We start from the raw sequence: 19,221 nt of genomic DNA, 5'->3' as shown, positions 1-19,221 counted from the left end.
AGCATCTAAACTACTTCCTGCACCTAAAAATAATGATAATTCTCCATCATTAAAAGAGTCACTTATTTTTGTAATAAAACTTTTTCTATCCAAAATATATCTCTCCTACCGATAACTATTTATTATCGCTATACAAAGCACCCAAATAGGTTTATAATAGCATGATTATTGATAAAGGAGATTTTTATGGATTATAAACTTATTTCTACTTACTTAGATTATTGCAAAACTCATAAGCGTTTGAGTTCACACACAATTCGCGCTTATAAGAATGATCTTATGCAATTTTATAACTCAGACTATGATAATGTCGAATCCTATATAGAACACTTGACACAATCTAACATAAAAACGAATACATTAAGAAGAAAAATTGCTTGTATGAAGGTGTTTTATAACTATCTAAAATACCAGAACATAATTGAAGAGAACCCCTTCAATCAATTGCGTTTTCAATTTAGAACTGAAAAAATATTGCCTAAAACGATTCCGTATGACATTCTGAAAAGTATTTTTTTATATTTAGAGCAGAGAGTAGCTCTATCTAAAACTGATTATCAAAAACAACACGCTGAAAGAAATCTACTAATTATTTCACTTTTACTTTCAACAGGCATCAGAATTTCTGAACTTTGCCATATTCATCTCAAAGATATTAATCTTTCCAATAAGACACTCCATATTATAGGAAAGGGTAAGAAAGAACGTATCCTATTTTTAGGAGATCAAAAAACATTCAATTTATTAGAAACATATATAAATAAAACAAGAAATGAATCAAATGATTTCTTGTTTCCAGGGAAACATTCTCTTAAACCATTGTCAGAGCAAAGTGTACGTTTAGTTATAAAGAGAATCGTTGAACAAAATAGCTTATCTAAAACTATTACACCACATATGTTTAGACATAGCTTTGCGACAATGCTTCTAGATAATGATGTAGATATTCGATACATTCAACAAATTCTTGGACACAGTTCTATATCAATCACACAAATCTATACTCACGTATCTCATTCAAAACAAAAAGAAATACTTAGTTCTTTTAATCCTGTATCAGCGATTCATTCTGAAATCGAATAAGAGAACTTTCCAAAGCCTACAGTTTAGTTCATCTAAAATTAATTTTTGTAGTTCGAATTTAGTTAATAGATTTTATGCTCAACAAAATCAAAAAACATATAAAACTTCACTTTGAATCAGCATTTATAATATATTCTGTATTTAAGAACTCCATAATTGTTTTTCTAAAATATATCTTTCAAATATCCTTAAATATAATAAAAAGAGATGGGCAAAATCTCAATTCCTGAAGAAAATGGAGTAAATCTTCCCACAAGAAAACGCATAATTTCAAGTTTTTCAACACCTGAGATTATGCGTTTTTTGGTTCTAAAAAATTTTCGCCCACCTTAATTAAACAACTAACAAAAGTTATAAGTAGACTATATTTTAAAATTTGTGTTCTAACAACTATTTCAATTAGTTAAATCTTTAAATCTTTCTTCTCCAGATTTAAGCATCTCTTTCTCTACCTGACTCCACTCCCCAAACAGTAACTCTTGAAGAATATCTGCTGCTGAAATTTTATCTTCTCTTGAATCATGTACACAACTTCTATCTCGTTGATAAATTTGAATTCTTTCAAAGATAGCTAGTTCTTCCAACTGTCGGGTATTATCAACTAGATGATTTACAATGAAATCATGATGTTCTTTTGGAGTTGCGCGTGCTTGATTTGGATTGATAGCGTACAGTTCTTCGTATCGAATAAGAGTGCTTAGATAGGATAGCTTAGGCTTTGTTGCAATTAAGGCTAATTGTACTTCATATCCCTTATTTTTCAAGAGTTGTGCTGTTTTCTTTGGAACATCAATTGTTCGTAAGGTTCCCTCTATCAAAAGATTGTATCCCCAATGACTCAATTCGGTTACTAAAGACTCTACCATTTTCCCTGCAAAATCTTTGGTGTATTCAACACTATCTTTGCCATATTCTTGCTGCAGTTCTAAATAGTGTGGATGCTGAGAATGAAAACTATCACCATCTATGATAACAATATTTCCTTGAAATTCTTTCTGTTTAATACGATGAATTGTAGTCTTACCGGCACCACTTTGCCCTCCAAGCAGAATCGCTATAGGTTGTTTACTGGACTTTTTTCCTCTTATCAGCGAGCGAAGGTTCCGTGCTAGAGCATGTTTGAATTCACTACCAGTATAATCTTGGATTTCCACTAGGCTACCATCCGTTTTTCAGATATCTCTAACATACGTTCAATTCCATCCAAATAGCCGATATATCTCTCTATTTCATCAAAAGTTTCTACTAGATAGATATTCGTATGAATCAAGTCAGATAGATCATCACTCATTAAAATCCAAGGATTAGATTCATCACCAATGCTAATTCTCTGACTATCTTGATAACGATAGAGTCGTGATAATAGATTAGCTCCTCTTTCTTTCACAATTTCAATTTTTAAAGTCAATTCATAATCTTCAACAGGATTGAGCATTTTATCTTCTCCTACAATATCGACATAAGATACATTAAACTTCTGACAAATGATGTCTATTAGTTCCGTAGAGACTGAACTCGTTCCATTTTCATACCGGCTCAAGCTATTTCGAGAAATTCCTACAATTCGGGCAAAGTCGTCTTGTGTTAAGTCATGTGTTTTACGTAAGGATTTTATGTTCTTTCCAATCATGGCAAACTCCTTTATGTTTATAATTCCATTATAGCATAAAAAAGCAGAACGCACCAAAATTGGTGCGTTGTTTGTTGTTTTTCTAGCCTAAACTTTACTTCTAAAAAAGCCACCTTAAAGAGTAATTCCTTTTTCGGTGGCTTTTCAAAATACTATACAATAAAATACTCTTGTTTAATTTTTGTAAGCAGGTTGTTAGCAACCGAAGTTACACCAACATGCATCAGTTCAGGATCAGAATAATCTAGATTACGAGCATAGCCTTCTGCAACAGTCTGAGCAATACGCTCATCCAATTTATAATTAGAGGCTTTTAATAGTGCTTGAAATAATTCTGAACTATATAGTTTAATATTATTTTCCAACGATACTACTGCCATTTTTGTAACTCCTCTCCTGTCTTTGATTGATAAACTTTCTCTATTTTCATTATATCACAAAAAGATTGGTTGTGAATGGATAATTGTTTAAAAGAATAGGGTTTTCTAAACTCAGCAAGCATTTCTTCTTTTGTAATTTCATTCTTACGCTTACGAAAACGAGCTAAAGCTTGGGTTGGATTGTCATCAGTCTGAACACCATAGATAAAATCAAAATGGTGTTGTAATTCATCTGGATTTTCCCGATTTTGAACGACAAATTCCGCAAAATCTAAATCTGACTCTGACTTTTTATGTTTTGCAAAATAGTGACAATGATAGTCAGGGTTCTTAAAAATTTCTATAAAATTTGAAATACGAAATTCTACTATAATTCCTACTTCTTCTTCTGAGTCAAAAATATTATTATTAGAAGTGCTTCGATTTAATACTTCAACTTGCTTGTTAATAAATTTTTAGCTTGTTCAAAGTCAGGTGTGATATAGAAACCAGGTCCAAAATCTAGCTCACTTCCTAAATTAAATTTAACATCGATTCCTTTTTTTAAGGATTCTAAATGTCTCAATAATGTAGCATGAAACCACTGCGTCTGACCTAGTTGCTTTTCCTGCTTGGTAGTCAACTCCAAAATATTTACTTCCTTCTCTAGTCTATACTAAAAGTATAACACAAGACTTTATGCAAGTAAAAGAAAATTTTATAAAACCATTTATTTCATTCCATTTTTCCTAAACCTCTCTAAATTCTTCTCCAATTGTTCCTTATGAAGTTGATTTTTAGCTTCTTTTAATGTGTCGTCCAAAGTTTCTTCCCTATAAGTTGCTTCTGTTTTTAGTTGTTCTGATTCTTGATTTGGAGTGAAAATGATATCTAACAATCGGTCTATTTTTTCAAGATCTTGGACAGACATATCAGATAGTCGATGAATTAGCTTCTTAAATACATCACTATTGTCTTGGTTTTTCTTAAAAAATGTTGTAAACATCTATGGCCTCTCAAAAAAAGCAGCCTATCAGGACTGCTTAGTGTAATTCGGAAATCGCATCATAAATGGACTGCAATTTCTTATTGTCTTTATTCTTTGTGTCAATCAAAGTATGTAGCTCTTCAATTTTCTTTCGACTACTTTCAATATCACTATTGTTATCCGCAATCAGTCTTTTAAGATGTTGCTGATAACTTGTAGTGATATCGGTCTCTTTTCCTGTTCTAACCTCTGTAACTTTGGGTTTAGAACTAGGATTTGATTCCGTCACAGGTGCTTGTTTTCGCTTTTGAAAAGCTGCTTCATAATTTACATCATTACCTCCTTGATGATTTCCAAATAAGGCCGCAATTTTATCTGGATCTTCTTGATTTTCTGATTTACTTTCTAATGGTTGATTAAAATTCCAATCTTTTGTCATTCACTCATTTCATCCTTTCTAAATTCAGAATCATCGAATTGTCTTTCTTTACCAAAGGCATGGTCAAGAGCTTCTTCAAAACTCATGTGACTAATGCTTTGACGCCTTTTGAACGTCGCAAACATCGCTGTCTCCAGTTGCTCTTTGTAAGCAGCTAGTTTTTCTGTCTCTCTTGCTACCTTACTTTCTTGCCTAGTGACCTTTTCTTCTAAGCGTTCAATAATGGTCATATACGATCCTCCTTCATTCTAATATTAGCTAAAACATCTTGATTTTGTTATCACAATTCTAAACATTGAGAGGTTTGTCTTACTGGTTGATTACTCAATGTCTCTTTTGCAGTCTCAATCATAAATTGTAAATCTGATTTCTTTTCTCTAAGAATATCGTTCCAGTCTCTTTTTTCTTTCCCATATTCATTATCAGGTAAATCCAGTAAAACAGGAAATCCTGATCTAGATAACTTATCAGAAAAATCTTTACCTGCATCATCACAATCTACTGCTAGTGTCAATAAAGCAGGATGATTATAAAAATAGCTGGTGGTATCACGAATTGTATTGATTAAGGGCAATAACTTTGAAGGTGTTACTGTATCTAAAAATTCCAACTTCTGATTTTCTTCAGCTATCAGTCGTAAAGTTTGATAAGCAACAACAGATCTTTTTAATCCTTCCATAGATACCAAACGAACATCAGATAGACTTTGTTGATGAAGTTCGTAATAGCTCATTAAGTCGATGAACGATTCACAAAAGACCAGTCTATTAGGTTTACCAATATCAAAGGATATTCCAACATGTCCATGGCTCCCTTTTAGAATCGTTTTTAACCTCTCTCTTGGAAGAGAATGATTCTTATAAATTCCTTGTAAGCTTGCTGCCTGCAGTTTGTGACGATGATCAAAGCTTTTAAAAACAATAACAGGTTCAACTGTTTCATTTGTTTTCCAACTGGCTTGTGCCATCAATCCTTGTTGAATCATCTTTTTTACGATTTCTTCTGAGATTCCTCTACATTCTGTTAAATAATATCTAGCCAGACTACAGTTAGAATCTTCTACTCTCTTTAAAGGATAATAAAATGGTCTCTCTCTTTTTTCTTGAACAGCTTCTTTTTGAAAAGGTTCTTCAGAAAGAAAGGCTAGAGCTTCTTTAAAGGAAATTCCCTTAACAAGTCGAACAAAATCAATGACATCACCTTGAATATCTCTTGAAAACCATTTAAAAGTATTGGTAGTTGAAAAAATCCGAAATGAATCATGTTCAGGATGTTCATAGACACTGCTCGAAACTTGTTTAAAGGAGATACCTAAACGATTGGCTACATCAAGAATTGAAATTTGCTTACATTCTTCTATTTCCATGCAATATCATCATTTTGTCGTAGTATTTGGCAGTGATGGTATTGATGATGATTCTTCTAAAGTTTTGGGAGTTGCCTTATCTAAATCATCTAACCCAGATTTCCAAACCTGTACTTGATTGACCAATAACTTACCAGGTAGTTTAGAATAGGATAACTTAACCGTTCTGGTTTCTGTCTGATTGGTCTTTGATTGGTTGGCATTCTTTAAATCAGATACATAGGTTACATTATAAGAGACCATGGCAATAGCTTGATTCGTAGTCTGATTTACAAATATATCAGCTTTTTCAAAATGATAATCCAAAATATAATCCTTATACACTTGGTTCATGGCATCATTTTGACTTGACAATTCTTGAGAATAAGCCGATTCAGTCATATAAGGTTGAATACGTGTATTATTTTCTCCGAGCTTTTCTTTCGTATAGTACTGTGTCAAAAATTCTTTTACAGTGTCCGATGACAAAATACTTGCTTTATCTTCTGCTTGTTTATCTTCCACAAGTTTAGCTGCAGCCAATTCAATCTCTTTGCGACTTTGTTTAGCAGTAGAATGTTGGCCAGCAGTATATCCCATCATGAGAATAAAGCTAGTTGCAGCCACTGCTCCAACACTAATTAAGGCTTTAGTTTTGACTTTATTTAACATCTTAGACCTTCTTTCTATAAAAACTAGGTCAAGCATACCAGATAAATCTTGAAAAAAGTATCACAATAGAAAAAGGACTCTACATTGAAAAAGAATCCTTAATTTTTTATAATACTATCAAATAATTGTCTCAAATTCACCGAGCTGATCACAGGAAAAACGAGGCCTGACTAAAACAAGCGCACGGCATTTAACCCCCCCAAAAAAACCGAAATGCGTTGAAAGCGTATGATCAGTTTATCATGACTAGATAATAGATGATGAAAATCAGGAATATCCAAAATCACATTCTTATGAAAACTCTTTTGAACTTTTGAAAAACTTATGTTAGTCATGTTTTAGAACTCTTCTCACAACAACCAACTCCCCATCCTTGATTTCCCAGACCTGGTCAAATCGTTCTAACGCCTCTTCTTGACGGTGGAGGGTGATGATAACAGCACTTGGCAAGCTGAGAACCTTGTCCAATTCCTTTTGAAACTGGCTAGCATCCAAGGCAGAAAAAGGCTCATCCATGATAATCAGCGGACTCTGACGATTTTTCTCACGATTAAGATACATGCGTTGTTGCTGTCCACCTGATAGAGATTGGGGTGGTGTCTTTTCAAACTCCTCATCCCTGAAATTCTCATCTAAAGTCTTGAAAATGGTGACATTATTGTCATAAGAAGAAATAAAAGTATGCTCCTGCTGCAAAATCATACCAAATTTGCCCCAGAGTTGATGAACAGGGAGATGATCAAGTAAGATTTCGCCTTGAAAATCTCGGTCAGTCCCGTTTAAAATGTTGAGCAGACTACTCTTTCCAGAACCATTTTCGCCGATGAGGGCAATCTTGTCCCCCTTGCGAATTTCAACGTGGGGAATAGTCAAGCTAGACTCCCCCAGTCGCTTGGTGATATGGTTTAGCATCAGGGTCTCGAAAGACATCTGAGGTGCCTGAACAGAGGACGGACGGCTGACAATTGCTTGAAAACTTTGCACCACAGGTTTGACCGACTCCAGCATTTGCAAGTCGTATAGGATTTCCTGAATTGGCTCCGAAAAAGCAGTGATATAGCCAAAGCTAGCCACAACCTCAGGAATGCCCAACTGCTGGGTGGCAAGGGAGTAAGCGAGATAAGCGAAAAGGACAATGCTGATAAACTCAAAGGAAAGCCCCGTCAGCAGGATACCCATGATTTTGGTCAAACCATAGCCCAGATACTTATCCTGCAAGGTATTGAGAGCATTTCGTTGCTGGTCCTGAAAGCCAGACAAGGTGACTTGATTGACCAGATGGTGTCCCTTGAGCAAATCCTCCAAAGTACGATAGTAATTTCCCTGCTTTTCTAGATAAACCTGCCGACGTTGGGCGGTTAACTTCCCCACAATCTTGGGAATTTGAATACTGACAGCTGTCGAAACAAGCAAAATCAAAGCGACCAAAGGATTGATGGTGCGACTAATCACCACAGTGTAAATGAGAATCCTCAGAATTTGCTTGATAAAACTCATAAGAGGTGGTAGGTAGTCCTTCTCCAAGGAATCTAGGTCGTTTGATTGATAGGAAATGTACTCTGCCACCGTTTTCTGCTTGAAATCGTGGTGTCCCAGCTCCAAAAGCGCCTGAAACCAGTCATTTTTAAGATGAGTGGAAAAGAGAATTGCCTGCTTCCAATCCAAACGCATCTGGATATAGTTGCAACCCAGATAGCACAACACCGCCAGGCAGTAGCCATACAAGGCAATTTGATAATGCCCCCTAACCAATTCCTGGGTGAAATAGGGTAGCAAGGCAGTGCAGACATTGGAAATCCCACCAAAAACCAGATTAAAGAAAAGATACCAACGCAGCGGTTTAAGATAAATCTGCATAGACGATACTCCTTGCTAAAGCTGTTTTTTTGCATATCGTAGAACAATTTCTACTGTCTCCCGATTATGATAATGCAATACCAGGACATTGCGTACAATAATTAGAAATCGCACATGTACTACAATTCTTACTGTTTTTTAAAGTGTATTTTGCTATCTTATTGAAAGCCGATCTATTCCATATTTCTCTGATAGGGGTCAGATATATATTTCCAATACTCCTACTGTAAAGAGAACATGGTTGTACTGCTCCTAAATATGTTATATATAGTGATAACTGCACAGAACTACACGTTAAAAAATTTTCATTCTTATGAACAAAAGTAACACCATTTATTTCATCTATTTTTTTCTGTATTGGAATTAGTTGTTTTAGAGTCAACGATTTCACTCTAACCTCATTTCCTATCGTACCTCTCCTTGGAACAATTTGGGTATCAACCTTATATTTGAAATTATTTTTCTTACAAAAATCATATACTTTATCAATGGAGTTAATGTTTTGTAAAAATAGAGGTGTTTTTACCTCTACTAGAATATCAAATTTCTTTAATAATTCTAGATTATGAAGACATCTTTCCAATGAACCTTTTTTATTGGTAATCTGATCGTGAATCTCTTTATCCATTGAGAATATTGTACAAGAAATATAATCAATATATAAATCTGACAAAATTGCAATGCGTTGCTCATTCAACATTGACACATTTGAATAGATAATTACATTGAAAAACATTTCCCTAGCAATCTTAATATATTTCATAGCAAAAGGATGTGCAAACACTTCTCCTCCTGTAAAAACAATTTCAAATGTACCTAACTCTCGTAATTGAACTAAGAGAGTTCTAAAAGTATCTAAATCAAATCCTTTCTGATTATATTCTGAAATGTAACAATGTTCACATCTCCAATTACAAAACGAAGTTATTTCAATCGTTACTGAGTATAAATTACGATTTTCTCGGTATAATTTTATAACATCTGTTATATCTTTAATAGTTTCAGTCATGCATATCACAACTCCTAAAAAGGTAAGCAAAGAACGATACAAGTTAAAATTATTTAATCATCCTTTGCATTACCTTTAGCAACATCTAATCAAAAGTTGATTAGTTACTACTTGTGTCAACAACAATATGAGAACTTCCACCACTACATAGTGCTGACTTTCTACTACTGATAACAACTGTTGGTGCTTTAACAACCAATTGTGGTTTTTTGAAAACTTTAGTCATGAACCCTCTCTCCTTTCCCATCATGTAGTACTTATATGCCTCTCTCCAGAGGAATTAAAAATAACACTTCATATCTCTCTAACTAAAAATTAACAATAAAAACTCGTTATACCAATGCCAGAATAATAGTCTTGATTAACATACCTTGCTCTAGCTACTTGACGCTCAGATTTTAAACATCCCCAAAGAGATTTATCCTCAAGTAATGCTATACCACTACATCTATTGCAATACTTATTAAGTGGGCAACTTGTGCACTTCTCCAATTCGCTAAATTTCTTATTTTGAATCTCGTGTAAAGTAGTAGAATTTAACCAAATATCCTTGATGGAAGTGTTTAATATATTTCCAATAGGCATGTTTAAATTATTACATGCTAAAAAATTTCCATTTGATTCAATAGTACAACTGTATCTTGTTGCATTACAGACATACATACTTGAATTATTTTCGAAACATCTAAAATTTCTAATTTTGTCTATTTTTACTATATTCTCATTTAAGAACTGATCACTCACACGAAATATAGACGGGGTGGCATTACCATCAGTTTTATAAAAGATATTCGTTGTAGCTAAATGCTTAAAATTCATATTTTTACAAAACTCTGACACTTCATCAATACAATTTTGGTTGGTAGTAAGAATAATCTGTTTAACTTCCACTGGTATATCGTATTCTTTTAATAAATTCAAATTGGCTACCGTTTTCTTTAGTGAACCTTTAACTGAAGTTATTTGATCATGGATATTTTCATTCATTGAAAACACCGTACATGATACTTGAGAAATATTCAATTCAGCTAACGCCTTAATTATCTCTTCATTCAACAACGAAACATTCGTAAACAATTTAACATCAAAGAACATCTCTCTAGCATCTCTAATAATTTCCAATGTATCTGGTCGTGTAAATATCTCACCACCTGTAAAGAGCAATTCAAACGTCCCCATCTCTCTCAAATCCTGAAACAATTCATAAAGACATTCTCTTGAAATCCCCTTAGTGACATACGAAGGAAGATAACAATGCTTACACCGCCAATTACACCTTGTTGTTAATTCGATAGTAACAGATAGTAATGTTTTGTTTTTTGAAGCTAAAGCGTATATATCATTATCATAGAATTCAGAGTTCATAAATTAATCCATTCTCTAAGAGTTCTTGTACAAAATCATCTACCAATGATTTAATTTCAGAAATCTCACAGCCATATATCTCAGAAAGACTTTGTAAAACTTGATTATAAGTCCTCTGCTTGGAAAAAGAAAGCCAAATATCTTTTGAGGAATCTTCCAGTAAAAACATTTTATTTATCTGTTTATCCAAAATATAAACTACTTCTGTCGTTGGCTCCATTTGCCAGGCCAAGTGTCTCGAATAATAATACCTCATCGACAATTCTGGAACTGCTGTACTATTTGTTGTTAGTTCAGTTTCCATCAACTCATGTTTATCTAAACTAGCCATGACTATCCCTCCCTTACATTAAATTGTATTTGTAAGTTTACGAGTATAGTATATCACTTTATAAATCTAATTCTATTTTGTCCCAAATCTGCACTTTCATTTATCATCTGATAAAGGTGCTAATATTTTAATTAAATGCTCCTCATATCTTTCTGCAAGTTTCTCACATTCTGCTGCACGCATAAATCCAATTACTTTTCTCATTTTTAGGATTGATTTTGTTGTCTGTTCTTTTTTAAATTCATAAAAAGAGCGTGCATATGTAAAAATCAACCGTTCATAAATTTCGGATTCATCAAAATAAAAATGCGAAATTTGTTTTTCAAAATATTTTGCATCCGTTAGATAATCTCTTTCAATACAAATGATAAAAGCATTTAGAGCCATACTAGCGATTACTCTTCTATAACTAGGTATGTCATGATAAAACTCAGTTCTATGTAACATCTCTTTAGATAATAATAGAAATGTTTCATGATTGAAAATATACATGATATTTCCAAATAATAAAATTTCAAACATTCCCCAATAATCAACACTAAATAAGTAATCGGTTATTCTGTTTATATCCGTATCGCTGAAATATTCTTCGTTAGAAAGTTCTTGTAATTTTATTTTTAAAAAAATAATTTCGATTGTTGAAAAAATAGATAAATCATCATTTTCCATGAGTTTAATCAACATTTTATGTAATTTAGCCACGTTTCTCTTAAGGAAACACTGCTTAACTTCATCTATAAGTTGATAAAAGTGATCTCTTTTAAAATCATTAGCTGCAAACATAAATTCCTCGATGGGAACATTTATCTGTTCAAGAGCCAACAAAAATTTTGTTATCGTTAAATCTGTCTCCCCCTTTTCAAACCTAGACAGCTGTGAACGTGATATTCCTTTGTGCTCAATCTCTCTAAGAGTAATTTTTCTTGATTCTCTAAATAATTTATATATTTCTCCAAATTTTTTTAACATCCTATACCTCCATGAGCAAATATGGGACAAATCTCAAATAAAATCTATCCATGTGATAAAATATGACTAGATTATACCATAATAATTAAAGTTTTTATTAATTTATTAAAGGAGGTTTCACATGAATATTCCCAAAAGAAGATTCTTAATGATTTTACTTGAAATCATCATTATCATCGCCTTATAATTACAATTCTGTAATTTAGCCCCTATATAAAAAACAGCTGAACAACCTTGTTCAACTGTTTTTTTACTCTCTTTTCCAACTGATAATTTTTAAAATACCAAAGACAAGAAAGGCTAGATTAAAAGTTACATAAAATACTGTAAAACTGATCAGACCATTCTGGGATAAATCTTCCATATAAAGGGTCGGTTCAGTAAAGAACAGATAAATTCCATAACCCTCCACGAAAATAAGAAAACTGACAAAACCAATCAGGAAAAGTCCACTGGCAATAAGAAAGAGTCTCCATAAAAGAATGAGAATTCCTCCTACTGCTAAAAAAATTACTGGGATAAGGAGTAAATCATTCATGACTTTCTCCTTTCTAATCAATCAACTGACGATAATGGGTGGCAAGAGAGGAATCAAACTCTTCTAATTTTTGAACTAAGTCCAAATACTCTTCTTTTTCATGTTCTTCAAAGTCCACACCTTGATGATTCTGAAGAGCGATTTCCAATTGACTAGTGAGCTCTCGTTTAGAAAAACTGTAATCCCCTGTCACTTCCTCATAATGTTCCTTTAACTCCTTGTAGGCTTGGTATTCTTCAGGTGTTTGAAATCCCTGTACCAAAGCCTCTTCTAATTGATAATAGGTATCTTCCATCATAATCGTTACCTCGTTTCTTTCTATCTTTATTCTACCGCGCTTTTCTTTTCTTGTCCGCTATTTATATCTATTTTTTAATCTAATTCAAAAGAAAGTTGTTCTTGCTTTTCTTTTCCTTTTTCGTGGAATTGTCGTAAGGCCTGATCAATAATATCTAAATCCGTTTCTGTTTCAATCAATGGCGCGAGTACATCGTATTCGGCCTTTTTAGTTTGATAATCCTCTTCCTTTGGAAAATTTTTCTCAATTTCTACCTTAGCAGTAGTCCATTTATCCTTTAATTCATCCAATAAGTTCTGAGTTTTCACTTGGTCATCTTTAATGTGATCTATCGTATGCTGAAGCCTTTGAATTGTCCCCAAAGGAGAATACAAATCCAAACTGACAGAATACTGATTTTCTCCTACAATCTTAACAGAGAAGGTTTCAGGAAGAGGCTGATTCGTTGGTAGACTAAGCATTTTAATGTCAAATCCTCGATAACTTGCTAGGGTTCGAAATTCTTTGCTGTCAGATTGATTATGACGGATAAGACGGTGTAGGGATTCACCTGCTTCAGCTCGTTGCTCAAAAACTTGTTTACCTATCGTCATAGAAAATGATTGGTCTTTCGACATTTCAGACTGTTGAATGTCGCCATCATACTTGCTTAATCGTTTCTCAAGAATGGGCATATTTTCTTCACAGTAAGAGATTGTATGACGATAGTGATCCTTGCTGCGTTGAAAGGCGCGTCTTTGATTTTCTAATAGAGTTAGATCATTCTCTAGTTCCATCTTATATTTGAGATAAGGATTACCTGTTGCTAGTGCCTTAAAATCAGAAGCTGTCATAGTCTGTTCATCAATATCTTCCGCAGCACGAATCGGCTCCTTAGAAGTCATAATCTGCTTAATATAACGGAGTTTGTTCTCCTGAGTTGCCCATAGATAATTATCAAACGAACCTTTGGTAATATAGTGGTAAATATCCACTTCCTTGTTTTCATTTCCCTGTCGGATAATACGTCCATTACGTTGCTGAATGTCACTTGGTCTCCACGGTACATCCAGATGGTGAACTGCTTTCATCTTGCTCTGAACATTTAAACCTGTTCCTCCTTTTTCAGTTGAGGCAAGAAGAACCCGAACCTCTCCTGCATTAACCTTTCGAGACAAGCTATTCTTCTTTTCATCACTATTGGCATCATGTACAAAGGCAATTTCCATACTAGGGATTCCTCTATCAACTAATAAAGCCTTAATCTCAGAATAAACATCAAAGCCATTATCTTTTTTCTTAGGTGTGCCAATATCTGAAAAAATCATCTGAGTAGCCTTATTTTCCATTCCTTCACGATAAATTCTCTCAACATTATCCACTACCTGAAGCAGTTTATGATTGTCTGCTAGACTATAACTAGAGTCCAATAAACGCATATCAATAGCTAGTTTCCGTGCCTCACCTGTTATCTTTAACATGTTATCCTGGCTCGGATCAACGGTTCCACATTTGACCATATCTGACCTCATAACCAATTCTTCTAAATAGAGTTTCTGGTTTTCAGTTAACTCACTCTCAATAGGGATAATATGGGCTTCTGGTACAGGTAAATCCAACATATCTTGTGTTTGAATGTCGGCTGTTTCTTTATAGATTTTCATCAGCTCAGGAAGATTGACAAACTTTTTAAATCGTTTCTTAGGTTGGTACTTATCCCCTGTAGGAGCTAATTCCATAGAGTTTTGAATTTCTCCAAAAGCACCTACCCAAGAGTCAAAATAATCAACTTGATAGCGTTTTAAGATATCTGGCTGAATATAGTTCATCATAGTATACAACTCACTAATAGAATTGGAAACAGGTGTTCCTGTCGCAAAGACAATGTTTTTAAAATCATGTTCTTCCTGAATCTGTCGCACCTTCATTTCCATATCCACATTCTTCTTAGAAGTTGTATTAGTAATCCCTGCTACATTCCCAAGTCCAGTAATTGGACGAATGTTTTTAAAGTGATGTGCTTCATCCACAAAGAGAAAATCAATTCCTAAGTTCTCAAAATCAATAAAACTATCACGATTAAAACGTTGGAGTTCTTCCAATTGTTTCTCTAGACCACTTATTGATTGCTCTGCTTCTTTAACGGTATACTTATTTTCAGAATGTGTTTTAATCTCTCGTAGTTCATTGAGTTTATCCTCTATATAATTCATCTGTCTTTCCTTACTGACTGGGATTTTTTCAAATTGAGAATCCCCAATGACAATGGCATCGTAATCTCCTGTAATAATACGTGACACAAATTGTTTTCTTCTCGCCTTCACAAAATCTTTCTTAGTAGTCACAAAGACTTTTTTAGTAGGGAAAAATTTCATGATTTCTTGACCAAATTGAGCAGACAAACTAGAGGGCACTACATACAAGGGCTTATGAACCATCCCCAACTCCTTTAATTTAAACCCAGCACCAAGCATGGTCAAGGTCTTTCCTGAACCTACCTCATGAGCTAATAAGGCTCTTTTTTCTTCTACGATTCTTTGAATGGCATTCTCTTGATGAGGACGAAGACTGATGTTTTGTGCCAAGCCATCAATGACTAGATGGCTACCGTCATACTCTCGACTAACCGTTCGATTATAAAGACGATTGTAACTTTCTTCAATGACTTGTTGGACTTCTGGATACCGTGAGACAAAGTCTTGAAAGAGTTCTTGTAAATGCTGCTCTTTTGCTCTTAGAACAGAGGTTTTTTCCAAATCTGTGATGGTCTTTTTCTTTTCTCCTTCCGTAACAGTCATAGTAATCGTCGGTTGGTTTGAATTTAGTAAATTCTCAAAAATCTTTCTTCCTGTATCATAACGTGACCCACTAACTCCAAGACTACTATCTTTGGCACTTGGATAGCGATAAGCAAATGATGTCCTTAAATGAACCTGCCCATCGACAGGATTCACTTCAATGACTTGTTCAACATCAGGAGAAGACAATTCAAATTCACGATTGGTAAAACATTCAAAGGCAAATTTACCATAAACGGATTGAGGAATCCAACGTGAACCTATTTTAAACTCAATATCTGCCAGATGAATCCGTGGAGGGCGAACAGATTCTAACAAATCTAAAGCATGGGACCAGTCACAATCTTGATTGTTTTCCTCCACTAATAGTTGAACTACTTCTATCTTGTTGAGAATATCTCCTGATAAAAACTGGTTCTTAGAAAGATATCTTCTTTCCCCTCTTAAATAGCTTTCTGGATCCATTAAAATCTGGTCTCCTAACTCATCTAAAATAGCAGCTTGGCTATGTTCAGGGTAAATTGATACCATATAGTCTAAATCAACCCCTCTACCATCCGATAAACTAGAGTTTAAGGCATCTAAAGCCGTTGAAACTCTTGTAATTACTCTCTCCGGCCTAACCAATGCTTTCTCAAAAGCTAAAGATTTTTTATATTTTACTTTCTGACTTTTAGAATCAATGTATTCATCTTCTAAACTAGCTAGTAAGGAATACTTATCGTCACTATCAAATAAGTTCCGATTAACTGAGGCATTCAAGTATCCAAATTGACTTACAAAGCGGTCATAGTCACGATTGAGTTTACTAAGTAATACCTGAAAATCTGTTCGACTATAATCTGGATGACGTTGAATTTCAATTAAGGATTGATAGGTTTCTCTCAAATCAACCATGCTCTTAATACGATTAATATCCTTATCCGATAAGGGGCTTTCATAAAAGACTGTTTTTTTGAACAAGCCCTTATATTTCCCTCTTTTACTCGCTTCTTCTGACTTGTAAACATCTAGTGCTTCCTCATCAGTCAAATGAAGTTGCACGAATCGGTCTATTTTATGTTCAGACAAAGAACTGTCCCAAGCTTTAAAATCTCCCTTCTCATCTACATAATAACTAATTTCGTCTACTTTTGAACTTTTCCGAATGCCATGCGTATCTCGGTAATAAATTTGATTTCCCTCATATCCAAAAGAATAGAGCGCTAAGTCCTCACGTATACGACTTGGGATCGAATGATCCACTTCTTCTTGGATAAAAACAGGTGCTTTCAAAGAATTATCAATTGGTTTAGGTTCTTCCACATTCTCTAATGCTTCCATTATGTCAGTAGCTAATGTTTCTGATACCCCCTTAACATTGAGAGTTCCTCCATTAAAATTACGTACCTCATATTCACCCAAAACTTGTGTGTTGTATTTCCCATCAAAATAAGGATTGATCCAGACACGCTTATCCTCCTCAAAGAGAATAGAACCACTAAAAACAAGTCCCTCTTCATTAAGATTCTTTGCTTGATCCTTTTGAAAGAAGAGGAGATCTGTGGTCACTCGAGTACCTGCAATCTTTTTAAAAGCCGTATCCGGCAAACGAACTCCCCCTAAAAAATGAGTATTGGATTTAATCTCTTGTAAGACATTATCTGTCCGCTTATCCATTGTCCCAATAGATGAGATAATCGACACTTGTCCTCCGTCTCTTACTAAATCAAGTGAGTGTTTGACAAAGTAATCATGAATCATATAAGGTTTATCATAGTTTTTATCGGCAATGCGAAAATTTCCAAAAGGAACATTCGTTAAGACTAAATCAAAACTATTATTTTGATAGGGCACTTCTTCAAATCCTCGCACTTCAATATGGGTATTGGGGTGGAGTTGTTTTGCGATTGCGCCTGTCACACTGTCTAATTCAACCCCATAGAGTTCTGATTTCTCTCGTATACTTCTAGGCATAGCCGCAAAGAAGTTCCCAGTCCCCATAGAAGGATCTAATATCCTTCCTCCCTCAAAACCATCATCCAGTAACTTTTGCCAAATCTGGCGAATAATCATTGGATCTGTATAATAGGCTGTGAGAGAACTTTGTTTCATAGTGGAGTATTCTGATTTACTTACTAAGCTCTTAAGAGTTAAACGTTCTGTTTCATACTTTGGATTGAGTTCATCGAAAAATTCATTGGCAAGACCACCCCAACCGACATACTTGGCTAGTAGTTCTTGTTCTTCTGGATTCGCTTGTCGTCCCTCTTTTTCTAATCTTTTAACAAGATCAATTGCGACGATATTCGTTTCAATTTTTTCTCGATTTGTCTTAGGATAAAAGTCCTCTAAATCATCTGGAAAAACAAAATCTTGAACAGGGACATCCGTCTCTTCTCTACCTGAAATTAAAGGTTTTGTTTCCTTATCCTTTCCCTTTTCATTTTCTTCTTCCAGGTAGGAAAACAAATCTATTTCCTGACTTTCACTTGATGAAGCAATCTCAATCTCTGAATCTTCTTTTTCATGTTCTACAAGAGACAATACTTGTTCAATCTCTTCAAAACTGTTCAAGTATAAGATAGGATTCTCTTCAAATAACTGGTTGGAATCATTGAATAGCTCTAGGCGAACTAAGTCATTTAACTGTGCATTTTCAATCGAAACCAACTGAAATACTTGTCCTTTATAACTTACTTGTGAGCCGATTGGATATTCCCTCAAAGCTTCTTCTACAATTTTATCTACTTTAGATAGGGAATGAACTTCCACATTTTCTTCTACCTGGTCAATATTATCTAAAGGTAAGACTGCTTCCTCTACTTGCTTAGACTTTTCTCTTATAGCCTTTACTTCATCAAAATGAGTAATAATCTTCAGCTTTTGTGTCAGTGGTAGTTGTTTGTAGTTTTCTTCATGATGGACAAAATCCGTAACAGTATCTAAAGTAGCCATCAATTCTGAACCCAAATAGGCTAGAACATCTCCTTCTTTTTCTTCAAAATGAATCTCAAGAACCTCTTTTTTTAGTTCTTTGGAATCAACCATTAGAAGAAACTCCTCTATATCTCTACTAATGCGGTCAGATAGATTATTCGCAACCCGATAGACATTGACTAAATTGACATCCTGTTTCTGATGACATACAAGCTCACTTAATGGTTCTAACTTCTCTTTTTCAGATTGGGTATAAAATCGAGTGGAAAGGTTATAGGTTGCGACTTCTAGCACCAAGTTTTTCTCAAAATTACTTAATTGAGATAATTTACTTAGACCTGCTTGTCCAAAATTTCTTGTGTAACTTTCTAAATCTTGGTCATGATTTTCGGAACTGGCCTCTAAGAAAGAAACAATATCTTGATGAAACGAATAGACATGAGGTATCTCTTCTATCTTACCCTCTTCAGCCAAAAAACTCTCTACCAAGTCCTGCCATTTCTCATCAAAATGTTGCGCTTGATAACGAAGAAATAAGTCCATTTTCTCTCTATCTTTTGGAATTGTTCCACGAAACATAGCCAATAATTGTATTACTTCCATACTCGCTCCTTTCATCTATACGAAAATAGGAGAATCACA

General features: G+C 34.3%; 20 protein-coding genes. 1 reads left to right on the top strand and 19 read right to left on the bottom strand.

Annotation, left to right across the window (positions count from 1 at the left end; genetic code table 11):
- Positions 1–186 precede the first annotated feature (186 nt).
- A complete protein-coding gene (locus QM424_RS04340) occupies positions 187–1,083 on the top strand; it encodes a tyrosine-type recombinase/integrase (RefSeq protein WP_101782561.1) in 897 nt (298 codons plus the stop codon).
- A gap of 395 nt (positions 1,084–1,478) precedes the next feature.
- Here QM424_RS04340 and pezT read toward each other — a convergent pair whose 3' ends face one another.
- The 19 genes from pezT to QM424_RS04250 all read right to left on the bottom strand — a co-directional run bounded on the left by pezT (position 1,479) and on the right by QM424_RS04250 (position 19,182).
- The gene (gene pezT / locus QM424_RS04335; RefSeq protein WP_414393208.1) at positions 1,479–2,237 is read right to left on the bottom strand and encodes a type II toxin-antitoxin system toxin PezT; all 759 of its coding nucleotides are present in this window, start codon (positions 2,235–2,237) and stop codon (positions 1,479–1,481) included.
- On the bottom strand, positions 2,237–2,713 hold the full coding sequence (gene pezA / locus QM424_RS04330) for a type II toxin-antitoxin system antitoxin PezA (RefSeq protein WP_414393206.1): 477 nt from the start codon (positions 2,711–2,713) through the stop codon (positions 2,237–2,239). Before pezA ends, pezT begins: the two co-directional genes overlap by 1 nt.
- 152 nt (positions 2,714–2,865) lie before the next feature.
- Positions 2,866–3,093, bottom strand: coding sequence for a hypothetical protein (locus QM424_RS04325; RefSeq protein ID WP_000301902.1), 228 nt, complete (start codon positions 3,091–3,093; stop codon positions 2,866–2,868).
- Positions 3,084–3,431, bottom strand: a complete 348-nt coding sequence (locus QM424_RS04320) for a DUF3990 domain-containing protein (protein ID WP_414393220.1) — start codon at positions 3,429–3,431, stop codon at positions 3,084–3,086. The genes QM424_RS04325 and QM424_RS04320 overlap by 10 nt, the downstream gene beginning before the upstream one ends.
- Before the next feature lie 86 nt (positions 3,432–3,517).
- Positions 3,518–3,721, bottom strand: a complete 204-nt coding sequence (locus tag QM424_RS04315) for a hypothetical protein (RefSeq protein ID WP_414393204.1) — start codon at positions 3,719–3,721, stop codon at positions 3,518–3,520.
- 81 nt (positions 3,722–3,802) lie between these two features.
- The gene (locus QM424_RS04310; RefSeq protein ID WP_414393202.1) at positions 3,803–4,078 is read right to left on the bottom strand and encodes a hypothetical protein; all 276 of its coding nucleotides are present in this window, start codon (positions 4,076–4,078) and stop codon (positions 3,803–3,805) included.
- A 37-nt stretch (positions 4,079–4,115) separates the two neighbouring features.
- A complete protein-coding gene (locus tag QM424_RS04305) occupies positions 4,116–4,499 on the bottom strand; it encodes a DUF5945 family protein (protein WP_414393200.1) in 384 nt (127 codons plus the stop codon).
- Entirely contained in the window at positions 4,496–4,729 is a 234-nt protein-coding gene (locus QM424_RS04300) for a DUF5965 family protein (RefSeq protein WP_000152419.1), read from the bottom strand. The genes QM424_RS04305 and QM424_RS04300 overlap by 4 nt, the downstream gene beginning before the upstream one ends.
- A gap of 50 nt (positions 4,730–4,779) precedes the next feature.
- Positions 4,780–5,865 (bottom strand): thioredoxin domain-containing protein, encoded by a 1,086-nt coding sequence (locus QM424_RS04295; protein WP_414393198.1) that lies wholly within the window; start codon positions 5,863–5,865, stop codon positions 4,780–4,782.
- 9 nt (positions 5,866–5,874) lie between these two features.
- The gene (locus QM424_RS04290) at positions 5,875–6,516 is read right to left on the bottom strand and encodes a hypothetical protein (protein WP_000933082.1); all 642 of its coding nucleotides are present in this window, start codon (positions 6,514–6,516) and stop codon (positions 5,875–5,877) included.
- Positions 6,517–6,843: 327 nt separating this feature from the next.
- Positions 6,844–8,373, bottom strand: coding sequence for an ATP-binding cassette domain-containing protein (locus tag QM424_RS04285; RefSeq protein WP_414393196.1), 1,530 nt, complete (start codon positions 8,371–8,373; stop codon positions 6,844–6,846).
- Between the two features lie 64 nt (positions 8,374–8,437).
- Complete coding sequence (locus QM424_RS04280) at positions 8,438–9,382, bottom strand: radical SAM protein (RefSeq protein WP_414393194.1); 945 nt, start codon at positions 9,380–9,382, stop codon at positions 8,438–8,440.
- 100 nt (positions 9,383–9,482) lie between these two features.
- A complete protein-coding gene (locus tag QM424_RS09865; RefSeq protein ID WP_265477556.1) occupies positions 9,483–9,608 on the bottom strand; it encodes an SSH motif RaS-RiPP peptide in 126 nt (41 codons plus the stop codon).
- Between the two features lie 89 nt (positions 9,609–9,697).
- Positions 9,698–10,747, bottom strand: coding sequence for a radical SAM protein (locus QM424_RS04275; protein ID WP_414393192.1), 1,050 nt, complete (start codon positions 10,745–10,747; stop codon positions 9,698–9,700).
- Entirely contained in the window at positions 10,737–11,078 is a 342-nt protein-coding gene (locus QM424_RS04270) for a PqqD family protein (RefSeq protein WP_346743091.1), read from the bottom strand. Before QM424_RS04270 ends, QM424_RS04275 begins: the two co-directional genes overlap by 11 nt.
- A 96-nt stretch (positions 11,079–11,174) precedes the next feature.
- A complete protein-coding gene (locus QM424_RS04265; protein WP_000913377.1) occupies positions 11,175–12,047 on the bottom strand; it encodes an Rgg/GadR/MutR family transcriptional regulator in 873 nt (290 codons plus the stop codon).
- A 250-nt stretch (positions 12,048–12,297) separates the two neighbouring features.
- Complete coding sequence (locus QM424_RS04260; protein WP_414393189.1) at positions 12,298–12,606, bottom strand: DUF5966 family protein; 309 nt, start codon at positions 12,604–12,606, stop codon at positions 12,298–12,300.
- Positions 12,599–12,883 carry a DUF5962 family protein gene (locus QM424_RS04255; protein ID WP_000969637.1) on the bottom strand — a complete coding sequence of 95 codons (285 nt, stop codon included), beginning with the start codon at positions 12,881–12,883 and terminating at the stop codon, positions 12,599–12,601. The genes QM424_RS04260 and QM424_RS04255 overlap by 8 nt, the downstream gene beginning before the upstream one ends.
- A 74-nt stretch (positions 12,884–12,957) precedes the next feature.
- Positions 12,958–19,182 (bottom strand): DEAD/DEAH box helicase family protein, encoded by a 6,225-nt coding sequence (locus QM424_RS04250; protein WP_414393186.1) that lies wholly within the window; start codon positions 19,180–19,182, stop codon positions 12,958–12,960.
- Positions 19,183–19,221: the final 39 nt, after the last annotated feature.

Origin of the sequence: Streptococcus mitis, assembly GCF_047464945.1 — a bacterium.
Classification (GTDB): Bacteria; Bacillota; Bacilli; order Lactobacillales; family Streptococcaceae; genus Streptococcus; species Streptococcus mitis_EA.
The sequence above is the reverse complement of the archived record's forward strand: the minus strand, read 5'-3'. Positions and strand labels throughout refer to the sequence as shown.